Annotated in this window: 16 protein-coding genes, 4 tRNA genes and 1 pseudogene; 11 read left to right on the top strand and 10 right to left on the bottom strand. The window is 68.6% G+C overall.

What is annotated here, in order from left to right; translation table 11 throughout:
• The 4 genes and pseudogenes from ASF63_RS18005 to ASF63_RS17990 all read right to left on the bottom strand — a co-directional run.
• Positions 1-10,592: pseudogene (locus tag ASF63_RS18005) on the bottom strand (DUF11 domain-containing protein); the annotation flags it as partial.
• Positions 10,593-11,048: 456 nt separating this feature from the next.
• Positions 11,049-11,120, bottom strand: a tRNA-Val gene (locus ASF63_RS18000).
• Positions 11,121-11,145: 25 nt separating this feature from the next.
• Positions 11,146-11,216, bottom strand: a tRNA-Cys gene (locus ASF63_RS17995).
• 53 nt (positions 11,217-11,269) lie between these two features.
• A tRNA-Gly gene (locus ASF63_RS17990) sits at positions 11,270-11,342 on the bottom strand.
• Positions 11,343-11,494: 152 nt separating this feature from the next.
• Between ASF63_RS17990 and ASF63_RS17985 the strand changes: the two genes are divergently transcribed.
• The 8 genes from ASF63_RS17985 to ASF63_RS17950 all read left to right on the top strand — a co-directional run bounded on the left by ASF63_RS17985 (position 11,495) and on the right by ASF63_RS17950 (position 18,394).
• Positions 11,495-11,567 (top strand) — tRNA-Val (locus tag ASF63_RS17985).
• Between the two features lie 114 nt (positions 11,568-11,681).
• Positions 11,682-12,683: a hypothetical protein gene (locus ASF63_RS17980; protein WP_056517275.1), complete on the top strand. Its 1,002-nt coding sequence runs from the start codon at positions 11,682-11,684 to the stop codon at positions 12,681-12,683.
• A gap of 68 nt (positions 12,684-12,751) precedes the next feature.
• Positions 12,752-13,540: a helix-turn-helix transcriptional regulator gene (locus tag ASF63_RS17975; RefSeq protein ID WP_056517271.1), complete on the top strand. Its 789-nt coding sequence runs from the start codon at positions 12,752-12,754 to the stop codon at positions 13,538-13,540.
• A gap of 110 nt (positions 13,541-13,650) precedes the next feature.
• Positions 13,651-14,616: an ABC transporter substrate-binding protein gene (locus ASF63_RS17970; protein WP_056517270.1), complete on the top strand. Its 966-nt coding sequence runs from the start codon at positions 13,651-13,653 to the stop codon at positions 14,614-14,616.
• Positions 14,613-15,503 (top strand): siderophore-interacting protein, encoded by an 891-nt coding sequence (locus ASF63_RS17965; protein ID WP_056517269.1) that lies wholly within the window; start codon positions 14,613-14,615, stop codon positions 15,501-15,503. The genes ASF63_RS17970 and ASF63_RS17965 overlap by 4 nt, the downstream gene beginning before the upstream one ends.
• Before the next feature lie 10 nt (positions 15,504-15,513).
• Positions 15,514-16,542: an iron chelate uptake ABC transporter family permease subunit gene (locus ASF63_RS17960; RefSeq protein ID WP_082478323.1), complete on the top strand. Its 1,029-nt coding sequence runs from the start codon at positions 15,514-15,516 to the stop codon at positions 16,540-16,542.
• Complete coding sequence (locus tag ASF63_RS17955) at positions 16,539-17,606, top strand: FecCD family ABC transporter permease (protein WP_056517266.1); 1,068 nt, start codon at positions 16,539-16,541, stop codon at positions 17,604-17,606. The genes ASF63_RS17960 and ASF63_RS17955 overlap by 4 nt, the downstream gene beginning before the upstream one ends.
• The gene (locus tag ASF63_RS17950) at positions 17,603-18,394 is read left to right on the top strand and encodes an ABC transporter ATP-binding protein (RefSeq protein WP_056517263.1); all 792 of its coding nucleotides are present in this window, start codon (positions 17,603-17,605) and stop codon (positions 18,392-18,394) included. Before ASF63_RS17955 ends, ASF63_RS17950 begins: the two co-directional genes overlap by 4 nt.
• A gap of 52 nt (positions 18,395-18,446) precedes the next feature.
• Here the strand turns inward: ASF63_RS17950 and ASF63_RS17945 are convergent, their stop codons facing one another.
• Positions 18,447-18,830: a YybH family protein gene (locus ASF63_RS17945; protein WP_056517260.1), complete on the bottom strand. Its 384-nt coding sequence runs from the start codon at positions 18,828-18,830 to the stop codon at positions 18,447-18,449.
• 122 nt (positions 18,831-18,952) lie between these two features.
• Positions 18,953-19,453 (bottom strand): RNA polymerase sigma factor, encoded by a 501-nt coding sequence (locus ASF63_RS17940; protein WP_235560855.1) that lies wholly within the window; start codon positions 19,451-19,453, stop codon positions 18,953-18,955.
• A gap of 126 nt (positions 19,454-19,579) precedes the next feature.
• Here ASF63_RS17940 and ASF63_RS17935 point away from each other — a divergent pair, with 126 nt between their 5' ends.
• Positions 19,580-20,002, top strand: a complete 423-nt coding sequence (locus ASF63_RS17935) for a GIY-YIG nuclease family protein (RefSeq protein WP_235560854.1) — start codon at positions 19,580-19,582, stop codon at positions 20,000-20,002.
• 50 nt (positions 20,003-20,052) lie between these two features.
• Here ASF63_RS17935 and ASF63_RS17930 read toward each other — a convergent pair whose 3' ends face one another.
• Complete coding sequence (locus tag ASF63_RS17930; protein WP_056517255.1) at positions 20,053-20,433, bottom strand: SPW repeat domain-containing protein; 381 nt, start codon at positions 20,431-20,433, stop codon at positions 20,053-20,055.
• Positions 20,434-20,529: 96 nt separating this feature from the next.
• On the opposite strand from ASF63_RS17930, the gene ASF63_RS17925 reads away from it, so the two are divergent.
• Positions 20,530-21,006, top strand: coding sequence for a Pr6Pr family membrane protein (locus tag ASF63_RS17925; protein ID WP_056517252.1), 477 nt, complete (start codon positions 20,530-20,532; stop codon positions 21,004-21,006).
• On the opposite strand, the gene ASF63_RS17920 is transcribed toward ASF63_RS17925, so the two are convergent.
• The 3 genes from ASF63_RS17920 to zapE form a co-directional block, all read right to left on the bottom strand.
• Positions 20,952-21,533, bottom strand: a complete 582-nt coding sequence (locus tag ASF63_RS17920; protein ID WP_082478321.1) for a type II toxin-antitoxin system PemK/MazF family toxin — start codon at positions 21,531-21,533, stop codon at positions 20,952-20,954. The two genes, ASF63_RS17925 and ASF63_RS17920, sit on opposite strands and share 55 nt — an antisense overlap.
• A 20-nt stretch (positions 21,534-21,553) precedes the next feature.
• Positions 21,554-22,792: an ammonium transporter gene (locus ASF63_RS17915; RefSeq protein WP_056517248.1), complete on the bottom strand. Its 1,239-nt coding sequence runs from the start codon at positions 22,790-22,792 to the stop codon at positions 21,554-21,556.
• Positions 22,793-22,907: 115 nt separating this feature from the next.
• Entirely contained in the window at positions 22,908-23,957 is a 1,050-nt protein-coding gene (gene zapE / locus ASF63_RS17910; RefSeq protein WP_056517246.1) for a cell division protein ZapE, read from the bottom strand.
• A gap of 147 nt (positions 23,958-24,104) precedes the next feature.
• Between zapE and ASF63_RS17905 the strand changes: the two genes are divergently transcribed.
• Entirely contained in the window at positions 24,105-24,998 is an 894-nt protein-coding gene (locus ASF63_RS17905) for a sulfurtransferase (RefSeq protein WP_056517243.1), read from the top strand.
• The last annotated feature ends 14 nt before the right edge of the window (positions 24,999-25,012 follow it).

The following is a 25,012-nucleotide window of genomic DNA, read 5'->3' as shown; positions in this document are numbered from 1 at the left end:
GCAGCAGGCAACACCGTGTTCACCCGCACCGTATTCGTATCCGCAGACACCCGCACCCCACCCGGAGCAAACGCCGCCACCGACGCCGTATTCACCACGAACCCGGCATCCACATCCGCCTGCGTCAGCAGATAGAAGCCGCGCCCTGTCGCGGACTCCCCCACACCGACGCGACCGGGAACCGCAGGATCCGGCCAGGCGATGGAGACACCCTGGAGCCCCTCCATCGGGTCGACCAGCACGCCGCCGGTGACCGTCACGTTGCCCGTGTTCGTCGCCACGACCGTGTAGTCGATCCGGTCGCCGACCTCGCCGATGTCACCCGCAGCGAGCACACCCGTCTTCACCGCCGACAACGCGGCTCCGGGGGTGATGGAAACGGTCGCAGCAGCCGGCACGGGCGCGAGAGTCCCTCGCACAGGCGTACCCGTCACGGTGACGGCGTTCGATACCGCGCCGGCGTCGACGTCGGACTGGAGGAGCACGTAGGTCGCGGTCGCGGTCGTCTCGGCGCCGGGAACGAGGATGCCTGGGCGCGTCGCATCCGGCCAGGTGATCGTCAGCGGGCTGAGCCCTGGGAGGGCGTCGTCGAACCCGACCTCGCTGACCGTCACGTCACCCGTGTTGACGACCGAGAAGCGGAATTCGACGGTGTCTCCTGCGCGCCCCGTCGACCCGGCTGCGAGGGTGCCGCGCTTGGTCGCCGTCAGCTCGGGACCCGCCGCCGCGAGCTCGGTCGTCACCTCAGCCTCGGTCGAAGACACATCGACCTCGGCCGGCGTGCTTCCGGTCGCGATGGCGGTGTTGATGACCTCGCCTGCGTCGACGTCGGCCTGGCCGATCGTGTACTGCGCGGTGGCCGTCACCTGCTCACCGGGCGCGAGACGACCTGTCTCCCCGCTCGGCCATGTTCCGAACACGATGCCCGAGATTCCCTCGAGCTCATCCGTGATCGCGATGTCGGTGACTGTCGTGTTCCCGGCGTTGCGCACGGTGAACGAGTACGAGATCGAGTCTCCGAGCACGCCGTCGCCGACGAGTTCATCGGTTTTCACCAGCTCGAGCGCGGGCGCCCTCGTCTCGGTGGCGAGGGTCACGATGTCGGATGCGGAGACAGCGGCGTCGGTCGGGGTGAGCCCGGTCGTGGTCGCGGTGTTGCGGACGCCTCCGGCATCCACATCCGCCTGGGTCACGGTGTACTGCGCCGATGCGCTCACGGTGGCACCCGGCGCGAGAGTTCCCGCCGCCGCGGGCCAGGGACCGAACGTGATCGCCGACAGTCCGGGCAGCGGATCGCTCAGCGCGATGGCGTCGATCGTCGCCGTTCCCGTGTTGGCGATGTCGAACGTGAACGTGACGATGTCGCCGACGGCCAGGTTCTCGGTCTGGGATGCGGACTTGGCCAACGACAACCCGGCACTCGAGGCGATGGTGACTGTGGCTGGTGCGGCCGCGGTGACGACGGCACCGGAGGGCGCAGTGCCGCGCCCGGTGACGAGGCTGATGATCGAGCCCGCATCGACGTCAGCCTGGGTGAGCACGGTCGTCGCTGTCGCGGTCACCGTCTCGCCCGGGGCGAGGACACCTGCGGGGCCGTTCCACTGGTAGACGGGTGACGTCGTGCCCGCGAGGGCGTCCGACAGCGCGGAACCGCTCAGGGTCACATTGCCGGTGTTCTCGAGGGTGTAGGTCCATGTCACGGTCGATCCGGCCACGGATCCGGGCGGAAGCGAGCCGCTGTTCGTGACCGCGACGGACGGCGCCGCCGCTTCCACCGGCACGATGCTCTGCGGCGACGTCGTCGAGACGGCCCCTGCGGGTGCAGTCCCCGAGGCGGTCGCGGTGTTCAGCACACGCCCGGCATCGACGTGTGCCTGGGTGATCTCGAGCGACGCGGTGGCAGTCACGCTCTGCCCCGGCTCGAGCACGCTGTCAGCGCCGGGCCAGTCCGCGACGATGTCGGACAGGCCGACCAGCGGATCCGAGATGACGATCCCGGTGACGGTGACGTTCCCGGTGTTGCTGAGCACGAAGGTGTAGGCGATGTCGTCGCCGAGTCCTGCCGCACTCGGCAGGGTCGTGCCCGATTTGCTGAGCCTGAGCTCGGAACGCTGCGCACCCGTGGACACCTCGACGGAGTCGGTGTCCGTCACGTCGGCCCCGGTCGGCGGCGCACCCGACGCGGTCACGGAGTTCGGCACGGATCCGCTGTTCACGTCGGCCTGGGTGATCTCGTAGACGGCTGTGGCCGTGGCCGTGGCGCCCGGAGCGAGGACGCCCGCCGCGCCGGCATCCGGCCAGGTGACGGTCGGGACGAGACCGGGGATGCTGTCGGCGAGCTCGACATCCGCGAGAGTGACGTTGCCGGTGTTGACGACCACGAAGTCGAACCGGATCTGGTCGCCCGCCTCACCGTCTCCCACTCCGTCGCCGAGCACCGTTCCGGTCTTCGACACGTCGATGGATGCCGACGGAGCGATCGGGACGGTGACATCGTCGTTCTCGGTGATCGACGCGCCGCCCGGAGCGGTACCCGAACCGCTCACGACGTTGTCGACGGCACCCGCGTCGATGTCGGCCTGCGTGAGCGCGTAGGTCGCGGTCGCCGTGACGACCTGGTCGGGAGCGAGGACGCCCTCTGCGCCCGGCCACGAGTAGACCAGCGGAGAGACGCCGGGCTCGAGGTCGGCGAGTGCGACGCCGGTGAGCGTGACGTTGCCGGTGTTGCGCAGCGAGAACGAGTAGGCGACCGCATCGCCCGCGCGAGCCGTCGCTCCGCCGGCGAGCGTCCCTGTCTTCGTCACCTCGATGTCGGGGGTCTGGGGCGCCGTCGCGGTCACGATCGTGTCGGACGGATCGGTCACGGCCGGGCCCGTCGGGGGCGTGCCCGTCGAGGTCGCCGTGTTCGACACGGAACCTGCATTCAGGTCTGCCTGGGTGATGCGGTGAGTAGCTGTCGCGGTCACGGACTCACCCGGCTGAAGTGTGCCGCTGGCGCCCGGCCACGGCCCGTAGGCAAGCGGGCTCAGCCCCGGAGCGGGATCGGACAGCGCGACGCCGGTGAGGGTGACGTTGCCCGAGTTCGTCGCGCGGAGCGTGTAGGTGATGAGGTCGCCGAGCTGTCCGGGGCCCCCGACCGACGCGGTCTTCGTCGTCAGGATCGCCGGAGCAGGAGTGGCGGTGCCGAGCACCACGGTCTGCGAGGTCGCGGACACGGCCGCGCCCGTGGGCGGACGCCCCGACGCGGTGGCCACATCGGTGACGGAGCCCGCGTTCACATCGCTTTGGCGCACCTGGTAGGTCGCGGTCGCGGTGATCGACTGGTTGGGCGCGAGCGTGCCTGCTGTGCCGGAGGCCCAGACGCCGTAGGTGATCGCCGAGAGTCCGCTGTGCGGGTCGCTCACGGCGACTCCCGTGAGCGTCACGTTGCCGGCGTTGCGGACGGTGTACGAGTAGGTGATCGTGTCTCCGAGCGACCCTGTACCTGCGGTGTAGGCGCCCGATTTCTGGATCGTGAGCGCGGGCGCCGAGGTCAGCGGAACCGTCGCCGAACCCACCGCCGACGTGGCCTGGCCCCGCGAGGGAGCGCCGGTCGCCGTCGCCGCATTCGAGACGGCTCCCGCGTCGACGTCGGTCTGACGCACCGTGGAGGTGGCTGTGGCCGTCACCACGTCGCCCGGTGCGAGCACACCCGCGGTGCCCGACGGCCAGGCGCCGAAGGTGAGATCGCTGATTCCCGGGAGGGAGTCGGTGGCGGTGACGCCGGAAAGCGTCACGTTTCCGGTGTTCCGGATCGACACGGTCCAGGTGATGGTCTCCCCTGCCACGCCAGTGGCGCCCGCGGGCAGCGTGCCGGACTTGACGACCTGGAGCCGCGGATCTCCTGCGACCGTCGGCGTGGTGATTGTGCCGGAAGCCGCGCTCACGGGGGTGCCGTTCGGCGACAGCCCGCTTCCGGTCGCGACATTGACGATCGAGCCCGCATCCACGTCCGCCTGAGTGATCGTGTGGCTCGCCCGAGCGATGACCTGAGCACCGGGCGCGAGCACTCCCGCGTCACCGGGCCAGGTGTATGCGAACGGCGTCAGGCCGGCCATCGGGTCGTTCACCACGACGCTGCGGAGTGTCACGTTGCCGGTGTTGGTCACCCGCACCGTGTAGTCGACGACGTCGCCCACGGCTCCGCTGCCGCCGACGGCCGCCGACTTCGTGGTCGTCACCGCGGGGCCGGCGGCGACCGTCGCGAGGGAGACGGTCTGGGAGTCCGCGCCGACCGCGGGACCACTGGGAGGTGTGCCGGTCACCCGTGCGGTGTTGCGCACGGTGCCCGCGTCGACGTCGGCCTGCGTCACCGTGTACGTCGCGGTGCCGACGACCTGGGCTCCCGGCGCGAGGGTTCCGGCCGCACCGGGCCAGGTGAGGGCGATCGCGCCGAGGCCCGCGTGCGGGTCGCCGATCGCGACGCCGGTGAGTGTGACGTTTCCGGCGTTTCGAGCCGTGAACGTGTACGTGATGACGCTGCCCACCGCGCCGTTCCCCTGCGTGTACACCCCGGTCTTGCCGAGGGTGAGGAGCGGACCGGCGATCAGCGGGAGTGTCGCCGAGGCCGTGACCTCGACAGCGTCACCGCTCGGCGGAGTGCCTGTGGCGGTCGCGGTGTTGGCTACGGAGCCGGCATCGACATCCGACTGTGTGAGTGCCCTCGTCGCGGTCGCCGTCACGCTCTGCCCTGGCTGCAGAGTGCCTGTCGCGCCGGGCCAGGCCGTGTATGAGATGGTCGAGAGTCCTGGCAGCGCATCGGCGATGCCGACACCCGTGAGGGTGACGTTGCCGGCGTTGCGCACGATGAAGCTGTAGGTGACGACGTCGCCCGCTCGGCCCGTCGCGCCGGGCGCCAGGCTCGCGGTCTTCTCGAGAGTCAGCCTGGGCGCGGCCGCCACCGTCGGCGTCACGACGTCGGACGAAGACGCGTTGACCGCTGCACCGCCAGGAGCCGTGGCCGCTGCGGACGCGCGGTTGCGAATCGATCCGGAGTTCACATCGGTCTGGGTGATGACATAGGTGGCTCGAGCGGTCGCCGTCTGCCCTGGTGCCAGCACTCCACTCGCGGCCGGCCACGTGACCGAGAGAGCGGAGAGACCCGCGAGCGGATCGCTCAGCGTCACCCCGGTCAGCGTCTGGTTTCCGCTGTTGGTCGCCGTGATCGTATAGGTGATGACATCGCCCACGCGCGATCCGGCCGCGGTGTCCGCGCTCTTCGTCACGGTCAGTCCCGGCGCAGCCGCGCTCGTGGGCACCACGGCCTCCGTGGACGTCGCGCTCACCACCGCGCCCGTCGGCGGTCGACCGCTGACGCTCGCCGTGTTGCGCACGGAACCGGCATCGACGTCGGCCTGCCGCACGGTGTACGTCGCCGTTCCGGTCGCCGTCTGACCCGGGTTCAGGGTGTTCGGCGAACCGGGCCATGTGACGGACGGAGCGCTGAGCCCCGCGAGGGTGTCGGTGAGCGTGACTCCGCTGAGCGTGACGTTGCCGGAGTTGCGGATCGTGAACGCGAAGGTGACTGTGCTGCCGACCTCGCCGGATCCGGCCGTGACCGAACCGCTCTTCTGCACGGCGATCGACGGCACCGCGGCGATCCGCACGGTCGAGGGCGCGGTTCCGGCCACAGCTGCACCCCGCGGCGGTGTGCCCGTGGCAGTCGCGGTGTTCGCCACCGCGCCGGCGTCGACGTCGGTCTGCGTGACCGAGTAGGTGGCGGTGCCTGAGACGCTCTGGCCCGGCTGCAGGGTGCCCGCGGCTCCGGGCCAGCCGGACAGCGGCACTGCTGCCGCGCCGATCAGAGGGTCGACGAGGGACACTCCGGTGAGGGTGACGTTGCCGGAGTTGCGTACGGTGAAGGCATACGTGATGGTGTCGCCTGCGGCACCGCTCCCTGCGAGCGTTCCGGTCTTGGTGACCGAGACGGCGGGTGCGCTCGTGGCCGTCGGGGTCGTCACGGCTCCGGATGCCGCGGTCGCGGTCGTTCCCCCACCGGTGCCGGTGGCGGTGGCGGTGTTCGTGACGGATCCCGCGTTCACGTCAGCCTGCGTCACGGTGTACGGCGCGGTGGCGACGACTGTCTGCCCCGGCGCGAGCGTTCCTGCAGCACCCGGCCACTGGTACTGCAGCGTTCCGAGGCCCGCCAGCGGATCGGCGATGCCGACCCCGGTGAGCGTGACGTTTCCGGTGTTGCTCGCGCGGAAGGTGTAGGTGATGACGCTGCCCACTCCTCCGCCGCCGCCCGAGGCGGTCTTGGTGATCGCGATGCCGGGCGCTGCGGCGATCGTCGCGACCGTCACCTCGCCGGAGGATGCGGTGATCGCGGCCCCCGTCGGCGGGGTGCCGCTCGCGCTCGCGGTGTTCTTGGCAGAGCCCGCATCCACATCCGACTGTCGCACCGTGTACGTGGCGGTCGCGGTGACCGTCTGGTCGGGCTGGAGAGTGCCCGCCGTTCCGGGCCAGGTGTAGGCGATCGTCGAGAGCCCCGCGTGCGGGTCGGTGATCGCGACGCCCGTGAGTGTGACGTTTCCGGTGTTGCGCGCCGAGAACGAATAGGTGATCGTGCTGTCGACGGAGCCATTGCCGGTGGTGATCGCGCCGGTCTTGGTGAGTACGAGACCGGGGGCGGAGGCGAGAGACACAGTCGCCGGTGCCGTGCTCGTCACCGCCGCTCCGGTGGGCGGGACGCCGGAACCCGTGGCGGCGTTGCTCACCGCGCCCGAGTTGACGTCGGTCTGCGAGATCACCGAGGTCGCGGTGGCGGTGACGGTCTGCCCGGGTTGCAGGACGCCTGCAGTGCCGCCCGGCCACGTGCCGTAGCTCGGTGCGGAGATTCCGGGAAGAGAATCCGCGACCGAGACTCCGGTCAGAGTGACGTTGCCGGAGTTCCGCAGCGTGATCGACCAGACGATCGTGTCGCCCGCCCGGCCGGAGGAGCCACTCTGCAGGGCGCCCGACTTCGTCGTGACGATTCCGGCTGATGCGGCCACGGTGTTCGTCGTGACGGTGCCGGAGGTGCTCGTCACGGGCGTCGTGCCGTACAGGGCTGTGGATGACGCGACGTTGCGCACTGAGCCCGCGTTCACATCGGCCTGTTTGATCGTGTAGGTGGCGACCGCCGTCACCGTCTGTCCGGGTGCGAGCCTCCCCGAGGTCCCGGGCCACGTGTACGTGAAGGCCGACAGGCCGGCGAGCGTGTCTGTGATGGCGACGTCCGTCAGCGTGACGTTCCCGGAGTTCGTGGTGCGCACGGTGTAGGTGATGACATCCCCGACCGCGGCAGCGCCCGACACCGCGGCAGTCTTCGTCGTCGTGCTCGCGGGCGCAGCCGTCACCGTGTTCACACGGGTCGTCGGCGACGTTCCCGTGACCGATGCTCCGCCGGGGGTGCGCGCCGAAGCGGTCGCCGTGTTGGTCACGGTGCCGGCATCGACGTCCGCCTGGCGCACGGTGTATGTCGCGCGGCCCTGCACCGTCTGACCCGGCGCGAGGGTTCCTGCCGTGCCGGGCCAGGTGTACGTGATGGCCGAGAGGCCCGGAAGGGGATCCGCCATGGCGACCTGCGTCAGCGTGACGTTGCCGTTGTTGGTCGCCGAGAAGTCGTAGGTGACGGTGCTGCCGACTCCCCCCGTCCCCGCCGTGACGGATCCCGACTTGAGAACGGTCAGAGCGCCGGTCGGGGTGACCGGAAGCGTGAACGATCTCGTCTGCGACAGTCGCGCGCCGCTCGGCGGCAGGGCCGACGCTGTCGCCGCGTTCGCGACGGACCCTGCGTCGACGTCGGACTGCTTCAACGTGTACGTCGCGGTCGCGGTGACGGCCTGTCCCGGCGCCAGCGTGCCCGCGGCTCCCGGCCAGGTGTATGTCAGGGCGGAGAGTCCTGCCAGCGGGTCGGCGATCGCGACCTCGGTGAGCGTGACGTTTCCGCTGTTCGCGAGGCGGAACGAGTAGGTGACGACGTCACCGGCCCTGCCTGTGCTGCCGGGCGCGAGAGCACCGGACTTCGTGAGGTTCACCGCAGGTGAAGAGGCAACGGTCGAGACGACCGACTGGCTGCTGGGAACCGTGAGCACCGCCCCTGCGGGTGTGCGGGCCGTGCCGGTCGCGGTGTTGCGGACTGCACCGGCGTCCACGTCGGCCTGGGTCACGGTGTACGTCGCGGTCGCCGTCACGGACTGGGCCGGGGCGAGAGTGCCTGCGACCCCGGGCCACGAATAGGTGAGGGCCGAGAGCCCGGCGAGCGGATCGGCGATCGCGACGTTCGTGAGCGTCGTGTTGCCGGCGTTGCGGGCGGTGAACGTGTAGGTGATCGTGCTGCCCACGCCCCCGTTGCCCTGGGTGATGGATCCCGACTTCGTCGTCGTGAGTCCGGGGGCTGAGGCGATCGTGGGGACGGTGACCTGCGGAGAGGAACCGGAGACCGTGGTGCCGGCCGGTGTACGGGCTGTGGCGGTGGCGGTGTTGCGGACGCTGCCTGCGTCGACATCGGCCTGGGTGATCGTATAGAAGGCTGTCGCTGTGGCGGTCTGACCGACGGGGATGACGCCGGCCGTCGCTGTGGGCCAGGTGATGGCCGGTGGCGAGAGACCCGGCAGCGGATCGACGAGCGACGCGTTCTCGAGAGTCACGTTGCCGGTGTTGCGGACGGTGAAGGTGTAGTTGATGCGGTCGCCGACTCGGCCGGTCGTCCCGCTCGCGAGCGCGCCGGTCTTGGTGACCGTGACGGCGCCGGCCGCGGCGATCGGTGTGACCCGGTTCGCTGATCCTGATGGCCGGATGCCGCCGTCATCATCCGCCGCGCTGACGGTCGCCGTGTTCGCCACGGAACCCGCATCCACATCGCTCTGCTTGAGCGTGTAGTTCGCCGTCGCGGTGACCGATTGGCCTGGCGTCAGCGTGCCGACGGTCCCCGGCCAGGTGCCGAAGGTGATCGCCGACAGACCGGACAACGGGTCGCTGATCACGACGTCGGTGAGCGTCGATTGACCTGTGTTCGTCACGGTGAACGTGTAGATGACGACGTCTCCTGCGCGTCCGGTGCCTCCGGGAGCGAGCGCACTGGTCTTGGTCAGGCTGATCGCGCTGAGCAGGACGGTCGTGCTGTCGCTGTCCTGCGCGAGGAAGTCCCCCACCGCCGTCCTGGCGGTGGCCTCGGCCGTCGAGACGTATCCCGTCGCCGATGGGGCCGTCGCCGTACAGGTATAGGTGGTCGTCTGGAGCGGTGCGAGGGTGAGTGCGCCGAGGTTGCGGGCGCAGTTCGCCTGATCGTCTGTCACCACGATGTTGCGCAGGGTTCCCGCGCCCGTGTTCGTGATGCGGATCGTGAACGTCGCGAGCTCGCCGGAGGTTCGCGACTGGGTGTCTGCCGTGCCGTCGAACGTCTTCACGATCTGCAGGCCGGCCGTCGGCACCGAGAGCATCGCGTTGCGCAGAAGATAGGAGTCGCCGGATGTGCCCAGACGCAGGTTCACGGTCGAATCTCCCGCGACCACGTTGGTCAGCGCAGCGGTGGCGACATCGACGCTCTGGTTCGTGAATGTGGTACCTGTTCCGGTATACCGGACGGATCCGACGGCACGCGAGATACCGATGTTGCTGTTCGCTCCGGCCGCATTCGCGATCTCGGTGTAGGGGGTCGATCCGCCGCGCGAATACGCCGCAGAGTCTCCGGTGATGTTCCGGTCACCCTCGAAGAGCGTGAATCCTGCACGGGTTCCCGCCGCAACGGCCGTGAAGCCGTTGAAGGCGACCGTGAGATCGGCGTCGTTCGCACCCTGCCGCACGTGGCCCTCGTAGTAGATGATGTTGTGCGGCACCGAGGCGGGATTGTTCGGAACGAACGTGCCGTAGTCGTAGACGACATTGATCGACCATCCCGCGTAGCATCCGGCGCCGGTGGGAGTCCAGATGTTCCCGGCAGAGATCGTCACCTCGGATCCGGTCGGCACAGCCGCGAATGCGGAGGTCACATCGGCGCTCGCGGAGTAATACAGCGCCGTCGCCTGCGATGCGGGGTCGGCCAGCATGCTCTGCGGGGAGACGTTGGTCACCGAGCTGCCTGCGACCTTGAGCTGGATGGCGCGCGAGGTGTAGCCGGTGGCGCTGCCGGAGGGCATCGTGGCCACACCGCGCGCGGCGGAGTACTGGGCGCAGAGGCGACGTGTGTCCCCCGTGTAGACGCCGGTGTTCGCGCTCCACGTGAGGAACGCCTTCACCACGGTGGCACCGGCGGGGATCGTCATCGTCGCGCTGCTCGAGTTCGAGGTGAAACCCGCGACCGAGTTGTTCTGGGTCATGACGAAGTTGTCGTTGACGTTGTTCGCGTTCGTGCTCGAAGCGGCATGCAGGTCGGCGCAGGTGCCGTTCGTCGTGGCCGTCGTCGCCGAGCACGCGAGCACGCCGTTTCCGGCCATGATGAAGTCACCGTTGACGTTGGCCTGGTAGTTCGGGGCGGTGCCGGAGTTGGTGCCCCACTGTACGACGGCGGCTTCAGCAGCCTGCGGGGCGCCGAGGGTGAATCCGGCGGCGATCACGGCGATGGCGGTGGTCATGGCGACGGCGGATCGCGCCCAGCCACGACGAACACCTCCCCCACCCATCGCGACCCCCCTCAGAGCCCGATGCACCTTCGCCGATACATCGTTATTTCACCCTAGGCGAAACCCTGCGCTGTTGACAATGATGCAGGTGTGGCGGATGCGAACAACGTGACTGAGACTCATCCCCCGGGTTCGACGCCTGCATGCGGGTCGCGGTGCATCGGTGCACGATCGCGGAGCCTGCGCCCCGAACAGAGAAGCGCCCCGGCGAACCTGGGGAATTCGCGGGGCGCTGAGCCGGCGCTGGGGAACAACCGGCGAGTGACCTGAATCGTGGCCACGCACCCAATATATCAAAGTGTCTAGCCAAGCGAAAGACTTGCCTGGCTATGCAGTGATGCCGGTCGTCCGTGGGTCCGAAGCGCGCTGGATACGAAAAAACCCCCGGAAGAACCGGGGGTTTCAGTGTGCGCGATACTGGGATCGAACCAGTGACCTCTTCCGTGTCAGGGAAGCGCGCTACCGCTGCGCCAATCGCGCCCAAGTGGGCTATTCAGTTTGTGAGAGGTGGCGACGGGATTCGAACCCGTGTAAACGGCTTTGCAGGCCGGTGCCTAGCCGCTCGGCCACGCCACCGTGTGGATTGACCCCACGTGCCGAAGGCCTTCCGAAGAAGGCCCCTGCACTTGAGCGGATGACGAGACTCGAACTCGCGACCCCAACCTTGGCAAGGTTGTGCGCTACCAACTGCGCTACATCCGCGTTGTTCCCGGTTGTTGTCCCGGGCACTTATGAAACATTAGCCGATGATTCCCGCCTGTCCAAACCGGAAGCGAATCTCGCGCGTGTCTCCCAGGGTGGTCAGCAGCGCCTCCGACCGTCCGGTAGTATCGGTTGACGTACCCCATGGGTATGGGCGATTGGCGCAGTTGGTAGCGCGCTTCCTTCACACGGAAGAGGTCATCGGTTCGAGTCCGGTATCGCCCACAGACACAAGCCCCGCACAACTAGAGTTGTGCGGGGCTTTCTCGTACGCACGAGTCGCCCCACGGGTCCGCATGTGGCCGCCGTCCGCCTTCCCCGCGAAGAAAGAGAGCCCGCATGACCGACTCCCCGCACGTCTCGACCAGGGACACACGATCCAGCACACTGTCGATCGTGGCGCTCGCCCTCGCGTTCATCCTCCCGCTCGCGGGCGTCGTCCTGGGTCTTGTCGCACGCGTGAAGTCGAAGGCCTCGGGGTTGCCGACGGTGGTCGCGACCACTGCCGTCACCATCGGCGCGATCCTCAGCGTCGTCTGGGTGGTCGCGATCGTGCTCCTGCTCAGCTTCGGAGGCGCGCTCTCCGGCGGAGCCGCGCCCACCACCCCCGACACCCCCGCGCCGTCGGAGTCGACGCCGCCGTCGGGATCAGAATCCGGCGACGAGCTCGTCATCCAGGTCACGGCGGAGCGCGACCTGGACTCGGCGACTCTCGCCGCCGCCCGCACCGCGCTCGCCTTCTACGGCGAGAACGCCGGCATCGAGGTGGTCGACATCGCCGAGACGGATGCCGGCGATCTCGTCGTGACCTTCGGCGCGGATGTCACCGGCACCGACGTCGACGCTTTCGCTCGCGCCATCTCGGCACCCGCAGCCCAGGGCTTCTACGCGGTCGACGCCGTGCATCCGGCGACCGGGGGCGCAGACCTCGGCGACGGCTCGGCGACTCCCCCGTGCGACGCACTGCGGTTCGGTCCGATCTCCCTCGAGGGGCACGTCCTCGCCTGCGACGAGGCGATGCTGACCCAGCTGCTCCTTCCCTCCTCCGCGCGCCTGGTCGGAAACGCCATCGCCGAGGTCGAGGTGAGCGGCGACGTCGTGGCCGTGACCCTGTCCGCCCCCGATGCCGAGGATTTCGCAACATGGACCAGGGAGGCGTCCACCGCGCCCGCGCCGGGAAATCAGATCGCGCTCGTCGACTTCATCGGCGTCATCAGCGCTCCCATGGTCTCGGGTGAGCTCGCTGGCGAGTTCCAGATCTCCGGCGCGACTCTCGATGCCGATCTCCTCGCTGCCCGCCTGCAGCTGCTCAGCGCCGGGGCGTCGTTCACCGCGCGCTGAGCGGGCCCGCCCCGCGTGCTAGCTTAGGGTGACCTAACCATGACCGCGAGACGACAGGCGGGAAGACGATGTCGCTGATCGGACAGCACCTCGAGGAGTCCGTCGTCTGGCGCATCGGCACTCACGCCTTCGAACTCGCGGATCACGTCGAGTGGGATGCGCACTCCCACGACGATCAGCACGAACTCCTCTGGGGCACACGGGGGGCATTGACCGCCGAGACGGACGACGGCTACTTCGCCATTCCCGGGTCCCTCGGGCTCTGGATCCCCGCAGGCGTCACGCACCGGGTGGTGGCGGCGGCAGGCACCGCGTTCCGCTGCACATTCGTCGATGCCGACATCCACCCGATCGCCACCCGCACGACAGCCGTGGCGATTCCCGAGGTGGTCCGTGCGGTGCTCGACAGACTGGAAGCACCCCCGTATCTCTCAGCCGCCCCGCGCGTGCACGCTGAGGAGCTGGCACTGAGCCTGCTCGAGCCGGTCGAGGTGTCGACGATCGACCTCCCCCTCCCCCGCGACATGAGGACGCGCCTCGTCGCGGAAGCGCTCCTCTCGGACCCCGCCGATGATCGATCCATCGAGGACTGGGGCCGCCACGTGGGCGCCAGCGCCCGCAACCTCTCGCGACTCTTCGTCGCCGAGACGGGACTCAGCTTCTCCACCTGGCGCACTCGCGCACGCATGCGCCGCGCCATCGAGTGGTTGGCCGCAGACCACACCGTCGCATACGTCAGCCGCCGCTCCGGATACGCGACGCCGAGTGCGTTCGTGCAGGCGTTCCGGCGCGAGCTCGGTCGCACCCCCGGGGAGTTCGCCTCAGTGCGCAGTGAAGCGACCAAGAAGTCGGCCTGAGCGCGACACCGGCTGGCACCTGTGCGACACGGAGCCGGTTCATACTAAGTAAGCCAAGCCTTAGCTAACCTGCTTGGCGCCCTCCCGAACTCTCTCCTGGAAGACGATCCATGCGCTCCACGCCCCTCTCGCTCATCGCGCTCGCCGCGACCGGCCTTCTGCTCACCTCGTGCGCCGGCTCCACCGCAGCCGGCTCCTCCGGCGACGCTGAGACCGTCGAACTCACCACTCCCGCCGGCGTCGACATAGAGATCCCCGCCGAGCCGCAGTCCGCTCTCGGCTTCTACACGACCGATCTCGACATCCTCATCACCCTCGGCTTCGATCTCGCCGGGACTCAGCCGATCCGCGACGACTTCACCGCATTCCCCGAGTTCTTCCCCCAAGAGGAGCTCGAAGGACTCGAGACCTTCGGCAACTTCCCCGAATTCAACCTCGAGGCTGTGCTCGAGGCCGACCCGGACTTCATCCTCAACGGGCTGGGCTACGAGGAAGACCTCGACGGCAAGCTGCAGAAGATCGCACCGACCTACACCTACAACGCCTTCGACGGCGGGGACTGGCGCGATGTGGTCGCGCAGGCGGCATCCGATCTCGGACGCGAAGACCAGTGGCAGGCCTGGGTCGACCAGTACGAGGAGCGCGTCGCAGACATCAAGGCGCGCCTCGACGCCGCGGACATCCACCCCGTCGTCGCCGACGTCGGCTACTTCGAGGGTCAGGTCACAACCTCCTGCTACGGCGTGCCGTGCCTGGTGTTCGCCGACCTCGGCCTCGAGATGCACGAACTCATGAACGCGACCGACGAGGGGCTCCCCGCGAGCGAGGACTACACCGAGCTCAGCCCCGAGCAGGTGGGCCAGCTCGAGGGCATCGATGTCGTCTTCACCGGAGCCGACGAGGACGGCACGGTGTGGATCGAGGACGACGCCGCGCTGCAGCAGAACCAGCTCTGGCAGAACCTGTCGTTCGTCAACGACCGTGCCTACTTCCCGTACAACTACGAGATGATCTACGGCTCGCCCAGCGGCATGGACGCTTTCCTCACCGTGGTCGAGAAGGCGCTTCTCGGATGACCGTCAACCTGATCCACCGCATCGTCGTTCAGCGCGTCGAGCGTCTGAGCCCCGGAATGGTCCGCATCGTGTTCAGCGGAGCAGGACTCGACGGATTCGTCTCCACCGAGGTCGGCGACGAGTACTTCCGCGTGTTCTTCCCCACTGAGGGGCAGCACGAGCCGAACCTCCCCTTCCCCACGGATGACGGCTACTGGGACTTCCCCGAGGGCGTCGACCCGGCACCGATGCGCACCTACACGGTGCGGGACTGGGATGCCGCGGCCCGCGAGCTCACGATCGACTTCGTCGTGCACGACGGCGGTATCGCCGCGGCCTGGGCGCTCCACGCGAAGCAGGGCGACGTGGTCGGCGTCAACACCCCGAAGGGGCTGTACGACCCGCCCGCAGACATCGAGTGGCAGCTGTTGATCGCCGACGCGACCGGGCTCCCCGCCGCCGCGCGCCTGGCGGAGAACGCCCCGTCAGGCATCCGCACGCGCGTGGTGCTCGAGGTCTCCACCCCCGAGGACGAGCTGGACCTCACTCCTGCGGAGGGTGTCGAGCTGCATTGGGTTCACGGCGGCAACGGCCATGCCCCCACCCGCATCGAGGAGATACTCCGCGCCTCCGAGCTTCCCCGCGGCCCCGGATACGTCTGGGTCGCCGGAGAGACCAAGGCGACCCGTGGCGTGCGCAAGCACCTGCGGCACGAGCTCAAGCTCCCCGCGTCGGCGTACAAGGTGATCGGCTACTGGACCGAGAACGCCGAAGCGTGGCGTGAACGGTACGAATCACTCGACGAGTCCACTCACGCACGACTGATGGCGATGTGGGACGACGACACCCGCCCCGCAGAGGACATCGAGGAAGCCTACGAGGCCGAGCTCGAGAAGCTGGGTCTGTGATCTCCGAGTCATGACCGCCGTTCTCTCCGAGGATCGGGCGACCCGGGTCACGGCCACGCGCCGTGGCCTGGTCGTCCTCGTCCTCGCCATCGCACTGGCGATCGCCTCTGTCGCCAGCATCTTCCTCGGCTCCCAGCGCATCAGCGTGGATGAGGTCTGGAGCGGACTGACGACAGGAGCAGGCGACCCCGGCGCGATCGTCCAGGGCATGCGCGTCCCCCGCACCCTGATCGGTCTGGCCGTGGGTGCCGCTCTCGGCATCGCCGGAGCACTCATCCAGGGATTCACCCGCAATCCGCTCGCAGACCCCGGGATCCTCGGAGTCAACGCGGGCGCCAGCCTCGGGGTCACGATAGGCGTGGCGTTCTTCGGACTCACCGCTGCCAGCGGCTACATCTGGTTCGCCTTCGCAGGAGCGATCGTCGCGACGGTGCTCGTGTACCTCATCGGCTCGGCGGGCCGCACAGCGCCCGACCCGATGCGCATGACGCTCTCCGGCGTCGCGCTCGGTGCTGTCATGGGAGGCATCGTCGCGGCGATCGGGCTGCTGAATCCGAAGGCCTTCGACTCGATCCGCTCATGGAACGCGGGATCACTGTCGGCGCTCACCCCGGATGTCTACACGGTGCTCCCCTTCCTCCTGATCGGACTCGTGCTGGCTTTCTGCCTCGCCCCCTCGCTCAACGCCCTGGCGCTGGGCGACGATCTGGCCACCGCTCTCGGCTCGCGCGTCGGGCTCACACGGGTGCTGTCGATCCTCGCGGTCACGCTGCTCTGCGGAGCCGCCACCGCCGCGGCAGGGCCCATCGGCTTCGTCGGCCTGATGGTGCCGCATGCCGTCCGCTGGTTCGTCGGGCCGCATCAGGGGTGGATCCTCCTGGGTACCGTCTTCGCCGCTCCACTGCTGCTGCTGACCGCAGACGTCGTGGGCCGGTTGGTCCTTCGCACCGGAGAGCTCCCCGTCTCCGTCGTCACCGCGCTGATCGGCGCCCCCGTGCTCATCGCCCTCGTCCGCAGGAAGAAGGTGAGCGGACTGTGACCGCTCTGCTCCCTCCGTCGACCGAGGTCGATGCCGGTCGCCGGGTGTTCGCACCCCGAACCGATGTCCTCTCACGTCGCATCGGGGTCCGCGCCACCGTCGTGACGGTGGCCGCACTGCTCGCCGCCGTCGCCGTCGGCGTCTTCGCCCTGACTCTCGGCGACGCCCCGTTCTCTCCGGGCGAGGTGCTCATGGCACTCCTCGGCTTCGGCGAGCCGCGCGCGGAACTCGTGATCATCGAGTGGCGACTCCCCCGTGTCCTCGCGGCCCTGGTGTTCGGCGTCGCGCTCGGCATCGGCGGAGCCGTCTTCCAGTCGCTGACCCGCAATCCGCTGGGCAGCCCCGACGTCATCGGCTTCGACGCCGGCGCCTACACCGGCGCGCTCATCGTGATCACCACCATGGGCATCAGTGTGGCCTCGACCGCCGCAGCCGCACTGGCGGGCGGCGCGGCGACGGCGCTGCTCGTCTACCTGCTCGCATTCCGTCGCGGATTCACGGGATTCCGGCTCATCATCGTCGGCATCGGCGTGGCCTCGATGCTGGCGTCGGTGAACACGTGGATCATCCTCAATGCCGACCTGCGGATCGCGATGCTCGCCAGCGCATGGGGCGCAGGGTCGCTCAACGTCATCACCGCCGAACAGGTCGCCATCGCCGCGTGCGTCATCGTCCCGATCAGCCTCGCCGTGGCGATGCTCGCCGATCGGATGCATCTGCTCGAGCTCGGGGACGACACGGCCTCGGCGCTCGGCGTCCGCACCGGCGGGACGCGGCTGACCCTCATCATCCTCGGCGTCTGCCTCACCGCAGCCGTGACCGCGATGGCCGGTCCCATCGCGTTCATCTCGCTCGCCGCTCCGCAGATCGCCCGCCGTCTGACCGGATCCGCGAGCGTGACCCTCACGGCGTCCGCCGCGGTCGGCGCCCTGCTGCTGGTAACCAGCGACGTGCTGGCACAACGGCTGTTCGCGCCCACCCAGATCCCCGTCGGAATCGTCACCGTGTGCCTCGGCGGCGTCTATCTGGTGTGGCTGCTCATTCAGGAAGCGAGAAAGCGATGACCGTCATCGACACCGACACCGTGCGGCTGCGCGCGGAGGACCTCACCATCGGCTACGACGGGCGTGTCGTGTCCGAGCATCTCGGCGTCGACATCCCCGCAGGCGCCTTCACCGTCATCGTCGGGCCGAATGCCTGCGGGAAGTCGACGCTGCTGCGAGCCTTCGCCCGACTCCTGAAGCCCAGGAGCGGCCAGGTGCTGCTGGACGGTCGGGCGATCACCGAGCTCCCCACCAAGGAGATCGCGCGACGCCTCGGCCTGCTTCCGCAGACGTCGATCGCCCCCGACGGCATCCGCGTCTCCGATCTCGTGGCGCGCGGGCGCCATCCGCACCAGACCATCCTTCGACAGTGGTCTCACGACGACCAGACGGCCGTCGCCGCCGCGCTCGCCGCGACCGGGACGACGGAGCTCGCCGGGCGGCTCGTGGACGAGCTCTCCGGAGGACAGCGCCAACGGGTGTGGGTCGCGATGCTGCTCGCCCAGGAATCGCCGACCATGCTGCTCGACGAGCCGACGACCTTCCTCGACATCGCGCACCAGTACGACCTGCTGCGGCTCTTCCACGGCCTGCATCAGCAGGGGCGCACTATCGTCGCCGTGCTGCACGATCTCAACCAGGCGGCTCGGTTCGCGGACCACATGATCATGATGCGCGACGGTCGGATCGTCGCCTCGGGCGACCCCGCATCGATCGTGACGTCCGAGCGCGTCCAGGAGGTGTTCGGGCTGGAATGCTCGATCATCCCCGATCCGCATACGGGCACCCCGCTCGTCGTTCCGCGCTGAGGCCCGTCGTGGGCGGCACCCGGTGTGCGCGGGCGCCGCCCAGGACCGTGCCTCAGGCGGTGCCGAAGGGGTTGTCGATCGCGTAGCGCCAGCCGTGCTCGTCGTCGTGCACGGCGACGTCGGCCGTGCTGCCGCCGAGCTTGACCTCCGAGCCGTCGGGGCCTGTGCCTTCGAGCGTCCAATCGGCGATGGCGAGTCCGACCGTCCCCGCCTCGAACACGTGCCGGACGCTCATCGTGATGGGCAGCCCGAGCGCGAGGAACTGCTCGAGTGCGCCGCGGATCGCTGCCTCACCCTCGACGGGGTGACCCGGCGCCGGGGCGAACACCGCGTTCGGCAGGTTCAGGGCCAGCAGGCCCTCGACGTCGCGGGCGTTGAAGCGCTCGGCGAACGCGAGGTTGAGCTGGTCGAGCGAGGTGACCGGAGTCGTGGGCATGATGTTCTCCTTCGTCGTGTGCGAGACCGCGGAAAAGCGGCCCATCGAGAAAGACGTTCAGGAGCGACGGTTGTGACAGAGCCGCGGATGTGACGGAACCGCGGATGGGACGGAACCGCGGATCAGGCCCGCAGAGCCCGGCGTGCGCGAGATACGCGCTGACGCGCCGTGGCCGACGAGATCGAGAGTCGCTCTGCGATCTCCTGCGCCGTGAGATCGTCGACGACGCTCATGAGGAGGGGCCGTCGCAGATCGTCCGGGAGCGCATCGATCGCCCGGAAAGCCGCCTCGAGGCGATCGCGCAACTCCGCCTCGGCTTCGACGTCCTGCTGCGACGCGAGGCGCTCGCACAGGACCTCGCCGAGATCGTCCTTGCGGGCACGGTTCATGTCGATGGCGGTGGTCCTCACGATCGTGTCCAGCCACGCGCACATCGGGCCGGCATCGGCCGAACGGAGGGCTGCGAGAGAACGCCAGGCGCGGAGGGCCGCATTCTGCGCGGCATCCTCAGCATCCGCCAGCGGCACACCGAGCGAGATGCTGCGCCTGCGGAGTCGGTCGGGCTCCGTGCGCAGCATGGTGTCGAGACGCGCGGACGCGACGGCGATGACTTCGGCGTTCACACGCTTCCCCTCGTGAGTTCGGGCGGTCGGCCTCATGCTAGCCGAGCTGCTCGAACCGGGTGCCTCGCGGCGGAAGCGGCGCAGCACAGAGGTCTGACGTCCGTGGCCGCCGGTAGCGTGCCGACGGTGAAGACGACCCCGCTGCCGAGCCCCTGTGCACTCTGCGGTCACCGCGACGCGGTGCGAGTGGCGGCGGCTCTGATGTGCGCGTGGTGCGGGTGGCGATACGGCGACTCCCCCGACCCCGACCTCCCGCGCCCGGTGATCGAGGTCGTGTACTACATCCGCTACGACAGCCGGGTGAAGATCGGCACGAGCAGACGGCCCCGCCAGCGACTCGCGAGCATCCGTCATGAAGAGCTGCTGGCGTTCGAGCAGGGAGGGCGTGACGTCGAGCAGGCGCGGCATCGGGAGTTCGCCGACATCCGCGAGGGTGGCGAATGGTTCACCCTCACCCCACAGCTCGAGTCCCACATCGCCGGGCTCCGCACCGTGGCCGACCCCTGGCAGCTCTACGCACGCTGGGTGAGCATGGCACTGCAGAACTGAAGCCCCGCACGGGGCCGACGTTCCGTGCGGGGCTTCAGAGTTCGGCGGGGTCAGGCGCGTGCGGCCTTGACCTTCGCGGGCTGCGGCTGCGAGAACAGCACCACGACGATCACGGCGACGCCGACGACGACGTGCGGCACCCAGACGTTCGGCGCCTCGGTCGAGAAGCCGAAGATCCAGGGCGACAGTGCCAGGAACAGGCTCGCGACGATGTCGAAGACGAGGTGGACGGGCATCGGGATGAAGCCGAAGGGGCCCCATTCGTACTTCGTGAACAGGCTGTAGACGATGAGTCCGACACCGAGCACGATCGGGATGATCACGGCCGGCCCGCCCATGCTCGCGAATCCGAACAGCCACGGGGCAGCGATCAGCGCCACTCCGACGATGTAGTCGAGAATTCCATGGACCTTGGTGGGGATGAAACGCATGATTCCTCCTGTGGTGTCGTCGCGTGCTGCGACTCACAGACGGTTCGCAGCCCGAGACGAAACGGATTGCCCACCGCCCCCTCGTACGCTGGACGGATGACGTCGACGCCACCGCCCCCGCGCACCGTCTCCGCTCTGAGGCTCGCCGTCGGCACGTCTGTGGCGGGCATCCTGCTCTACACCTACGTGATCGGGATACCCCGTCAGGGTGCGAGCCTCGTCGACTACTTCGGCTACTTCACGAACCTGACGAGTCTGCTGACAGCCGGCATCCTCATCGTGACGGGCCTGACCTCGGTGCGCGCGAAAGGGGTGCCGTCGTCTCTCACGTCGGCGCGCGCGGTGGCGGTCGCCTGCATGATCATCGTGGGGATCGTCTACAACGTCCTCGTCCCCGGCACGGGGAGCGCGCCGCTCTGGGTGAGCGCGACCCTGCACACGATCTTCCCGATCCTTCTCGTCCTCGACTGGATCTTCGTCGACGATCGCTCCCCGTTGCCCTGGCGCCGCCTCGGCCCTCAGGCGTTCGACCAGCCGTGTCGGCGCGTGAGCGCGGAGGCGACCCGACCGTAGCGCGACCGGTCGAGCACTGCGGCCTCACGGCGGAGTCCTGTCTCGTGCACGCTGTAGAGCTGCTCGATGTCCACCCATGACTCGCGCCCCTGCGAGTCCCACGCGCCAGAGCCGATGGACAGGTAGTCGTGGTCGCCATCGTGGGCCTTGCTCGTCATCCGCACCGCGTAGACGCGATCGTCGGACTCCCTGCCGATCACCAGCACCGGCCGGTCTTTGCCCCGTCCGTCGTTCTCCTCGTACGGTACCCAGGTCCAGATGATCTCGCCCGCGTCGGGCGCGCCGTCCCGGTCGGGCGCATACTCGACGCGGAGGTCGTCGATCTGGTCGGGGTCGATGCGCACTGTCGCCGTTCCCTGCCGAGGCCTCGAGGAGACCGCCGATTCCCCGATGCGCACCTCGTCGGAGGTGCGCAGACGCGAGACCGGGCGTCTCGGACGAGTTTTCGTCCGAGACGCCCGGTCAGATCCCAGTGCTGTGAAGAGGATCTCCGCGAGTCGTGCCAGGATGCCGTTGCTGTTGCTCACACGGTCACCCTAACCGCAGTTCAGGCGTCGGCCAGCGCGTAGCCCTCCTCGCCGTGGACGACCTGGTCGACACCGGCGATCTCGTCTTCGCTCGTGATGCGGAAGCCGATCGTCTTCTCGATCGCGAAGCCGATGATGAAGGCCACCACGAAGGAGTAGATCAGTACGCCGAGTGCGGCGATCGCCTGGACAGCGAGCTGACGGAAGTCACCGCCGACGAACAGCCCGGTGCCGGTCGCGAAGAAGCCGAGGTAGAGGGTTCCGATGAGACCACCGACGAGGTGGATGCCGACGACGTCGAGCGAGTCGTCGAAGCCGAGACGGAACTTCATCTCGACGGCGAGTGCGCAGACGATACCGGCGACGGCACCGAGCAGCAGCGACCAGCCGGGCGTGAGGTTGGCACACGCCGGGGTGATGGCGACGAGACCGGCGACCGCACCGGATGCGGCACCCACCGAGGTGGCCTTGCCGTCCTTGATGCGCTCGATCAGGATCCAGCCGAGGATCGCGGCCGCCGTGGCGCCGAGGGTGTTCAGGCCGATGAGTCCGACGCCGCCCATGTCCTCCGCGAGCCACTCCGCACCGGCGTTGAAGCCGAACCAGCCGAACCACAGGAGCGCCGCGCCGAGGAGGGTCAGCGGCACGTTGTGCGGCTTGAGGATGCCCTTCTGGAAGCCGATGCGCTTGCCGAGGACGATCGCGAGAGCGAGAGCCGCAGCACCCGCGTTGATGTGCACCGCGGTACCACCGGCGTAGTCGATCACGCCGATTCCGCTGTCCTCGCCGAAGAGCGTGGTGCCGAGGTTCATGATCCAACCGCCGCCCCAGACCCATGCGGCGACCGGGAAGTACCCGACGGTCGCGAACACACCGGCGAAGATCAGCCAGCTGCCGAACTTGGCGCGATCGGCGATCGCCCCCGAGATCAGGGCGACCGTGATGATCGCGAAGGTGGCGCCGTAGGCGACACCGAGGAGAGCGACGTTCGAGCCCTCACCGGCCGCGAGGCTCGAGAGGCCGAAGTCGGCGAAGGGGTTGCCTGCGAAGGCGGTAGGGCTGTCGACCGCGCTCATCGAGAATCCGAAGAGGATCCAGAGCACTGCGACGAGACCGATCGAGCCGAAGCTCATCATCATCATGCTGACGACGCTCTTGGCCTTGACGAGGCCGCCGTAGAAGAAGGCGACGCCGGGCGTCATGAGCAGTACGAGGGCGGTCGCGGTGATCGCCCAGGAGATGTTGCCTGGAGCATCCATAGTCAAACCTCACATTCGGGAAACTGAGAGCTTCAGTGTGACGAGGCCCGATTTCCGGAATGCGTGAGGTTTGTTGCGCTGACGTTACAGAGCGGCTCTGTGTGTGAACATCGCGTTACGCGACACTGCGATCCGCGTGTGTAAGTGCATTGAGTCTGGAGATAGCGCGCAGGTACTTCTTGCGGTATCCCCCGCCGAGCATCTCCTCGGCGAACACCTGATCGAGGCTCACACCCGTCGCGACGATCGGGATCTGCGCGTCGTAGACGCGGTCGACGAAGGCGACGAACCGCAGCGCCTCCGACTGATCGGTCAGGACGTGCACGTCCCGGAGGCCGACGAGATCGAGGCCTGCGATGACACGCAGGTAACGCGAGGGGTGAACCCGCGCGAGGTGGCGGATGACCTCGCCGAAGGAGTCGTCGGATGCCGTTCCCGCGGCAGCGCCCGTCTCGACGGCGTTCTCGTACTCACTCGCGTCGCTGACCACGGCGTGCCCGTCGAGCGCGCGCTGCCGGAAGTCGACCCCGTCGATGCGGATCGTCTGGAAGCTGTCGGACATGGCATGGATCTCACGCAGGAAGTCCTGCGCCGCGAAGCGCCCCTCGCCGAGCGCGTTGGGCGGCGTGTTCGAGGTCGCGGCGAGCTTGGTGCCGGTCGGCACGAGCTCCCCGATGAGACGGGTCATCACCATCGTGTCGCCCGGATCGTCGAGTTCGAACTCGTCGATGCAGAGCAGATCCGCGCCTTTCAGAAGGTCGACGGTGTTCTTGTAGCCGAGTGCGCCCACGAGAGCCGTGTACTCGATGAAGGATCCGAAGTACTTCCTCCGCGCCGGCATCGCGTGATAGATCGATGCGAGCAGGTGCGTCTTGCCGACGCCGAAGCCGCCGTCGAGATAGACGCCCGGCTTGATCTCGGGCTCCTTCTTCGCACGGCTGAAGAAGCCACCGCGCTTGACCGGAGCGCCGCGACCTGCGAAGCGGATGAGGGTCTCCTTCGCCTCCTCCTGCGAGGGATACGCCTCGTCCGCCCGATAACTGTCGAAAGTTGCTCCGTCGAACTGCGGAGGCGGAACGAGGCTCGCGAGCATCTCGGGACCGGTGACGGTCGGCTGGCGATCGGTCAGGTGCACGATGCCCGTGCGGTTGGGCGTGTCGGTCATCACGGTCCTGTATCGGGGGCGCACCTGTGTCGAAGTCTTACGAATCGGGTGCAGGGCGCACGGCGTGGATCTATCGTCGAAGTATCGGCTCCACATTACGCCGTCAACGCCCTGCATCATCGCCGCTCACCGTCTGAGGAGATCCCTGTGGCCATCGAGTTCGACACCACTTCGCCCAAGTTCGCCGAGTACGCCGAGCCCGGCCGCCTCGTCACCACCGACTGGCTCGCGGAGCGGCTCGGGAACCCGGGTCTGGTGGTGGTCGAGTCCGACGAGGACGTGCTCCTGTACGAGACGGGTCACATCCCCGGAGCAGTGAAGGTCGACTGGCACACCGAGCTCAACGACCCGGTCGTGCGCGACTACGTCGACGGCGAGGGCTTCGCGAAGCTGCTGAGCAGCAAGGGCATCTCGCGCGACGACACGGTGGTCATCTACGGCGACAAGAACAACTGGTGGGCCGCCTACGCGCTCTGGGTCTTCTCGCTCTTCGGCCACGAGGACGTGCGTCTGCTCGACGGCGGCCGCGACCGCTGGATCTCCGAGGGGCGCGAGATCACCCGCGATGCACCGACGCCCGTGCCGACCGAGTATCCGATCGTGGAGCGCGACGACTCCGTCATCCGCGCCTACAAGGACGACGTGCTCGCCCACATCGGCAGCCCTCTGATCGACGTCCGCTCTCCCGAGGAGTACAGCGGGGAGCGCACCACGGCACCGGCCTACCCCGAAGAGGGCACGCTGCGCGCCGGCCACATCCCGACCGCGCAGAGCGTGCCGTGGGCGAAGGCCGTCGCCGAGGACGGCGGCTTCAAGTCACGTGCCGAGCTCGACGCGATCTATCGCGACGGCGCGGGACTCGCCGACGGCGACGACGTCGTCGCGTACTGCCGCATCGGCGAGCGTTCCAGCCACACCTGGTTCGTGCTCAAGCACCTGCTGGGGTTCGAGAACGTGCGCAACTACGACGGATCGTGGACCGAGTGGGGCAGCGCCGTGCGCGTCCCGATCGTGACCGGCGCGGAGCCCGGTTCCCTCTGACCGTGTGACAATGA

The organism is Microbacterium sp. Leaf320 (genome assembly GCF_001423485.1).
Lineage (GTDB): Bacteria > Actinomycetota > Actinomycetes > Actinomycetales > Microbacteriaceae > Microbacterium.
The sequence above is the reverse complement of the archived record's forward strand: the minus strand, read 5'-3'. Positions and strand labels throughout refer to the sequence as shown.

Bases quoted from the DNA above. Each gene is read 5' to 3' on its own strand.
- ASF63_RS17965 (WP_056517269.1), top strand. From the start codon at position 14,613: ATGACCGTCAACCTGATCCACCGCATCGTCGTTCAGCGCGTCGAGCGT.
- ASF63_RS17960 (WP_082478323.1), top strand. From the start codon at position 15,514: ATGACCGCCGTTCTCTCCGAGGATCGGGCGACCCGGGTCACGGCCACG.
- ASF63_RS17925 (WP_056517252.1), top strand. From the start codon at position 20,530: ATGACGTCGACGCCACCGCCCCCGCGCACCGTCTCCGCTCTGAGGCTC.
- ASF63_RS17975 (WP_056517271.1), top strand. From the start codon at position 12,752: ATGTCGCTGATCGGACAGCACCTCGAGGAGTCCGTCGTCTGGCGCATC.
- ASF63_RS17980 (WP_056517275.1), top strand. From the start codon at position 11,682: ATGACCGACTCCCCGCACGTCTCGACCAGGGACACACGATCCAGCACA.
- zapE (WP_056517246.1), bottom strand. From the start codon at position 23,957: ATGACCGACACGCCCAACCGCACGGGCATCGTGCACCTGACCGATCGC.
- ASF63_RS17945 (WP_056517260.1), bottom strand. From the start codon at position 18,830: ATGCCCACGACTCCGGTCACCTCGCTCGACCAGCTCAACCTCGCGTTC.
- ASF63_RS17950 (WP_056517263.1), top strand. From the start codon at position 17,603: ATGACCGTCATCGACACCGACACCGTGCGGCTGCGCGCGGAGGACCTC.
- ASF63_RS17970 (WP_056517270.1), top strand. From the start codon at position 13,651: ATGCGCTCCACGCCCCTCTCGCTCATCGCGCTCGCCGCGACCGGCCTT.
- ASF63_RS17930 (WP_056517255.1), bottom strand. From the start codon at position 20,433: ATGCGTTTCATCCCCACCAAGGTCCATGGAATTCTCGACTACATCGTC.
- ASF63_RS17915 (WP_056517248.1), bottom strand. From the start codon at position 22,792: ATGGATGCTCCAGGCAACATCTCCTGGGCGATCACCGCGACCGCCCTC.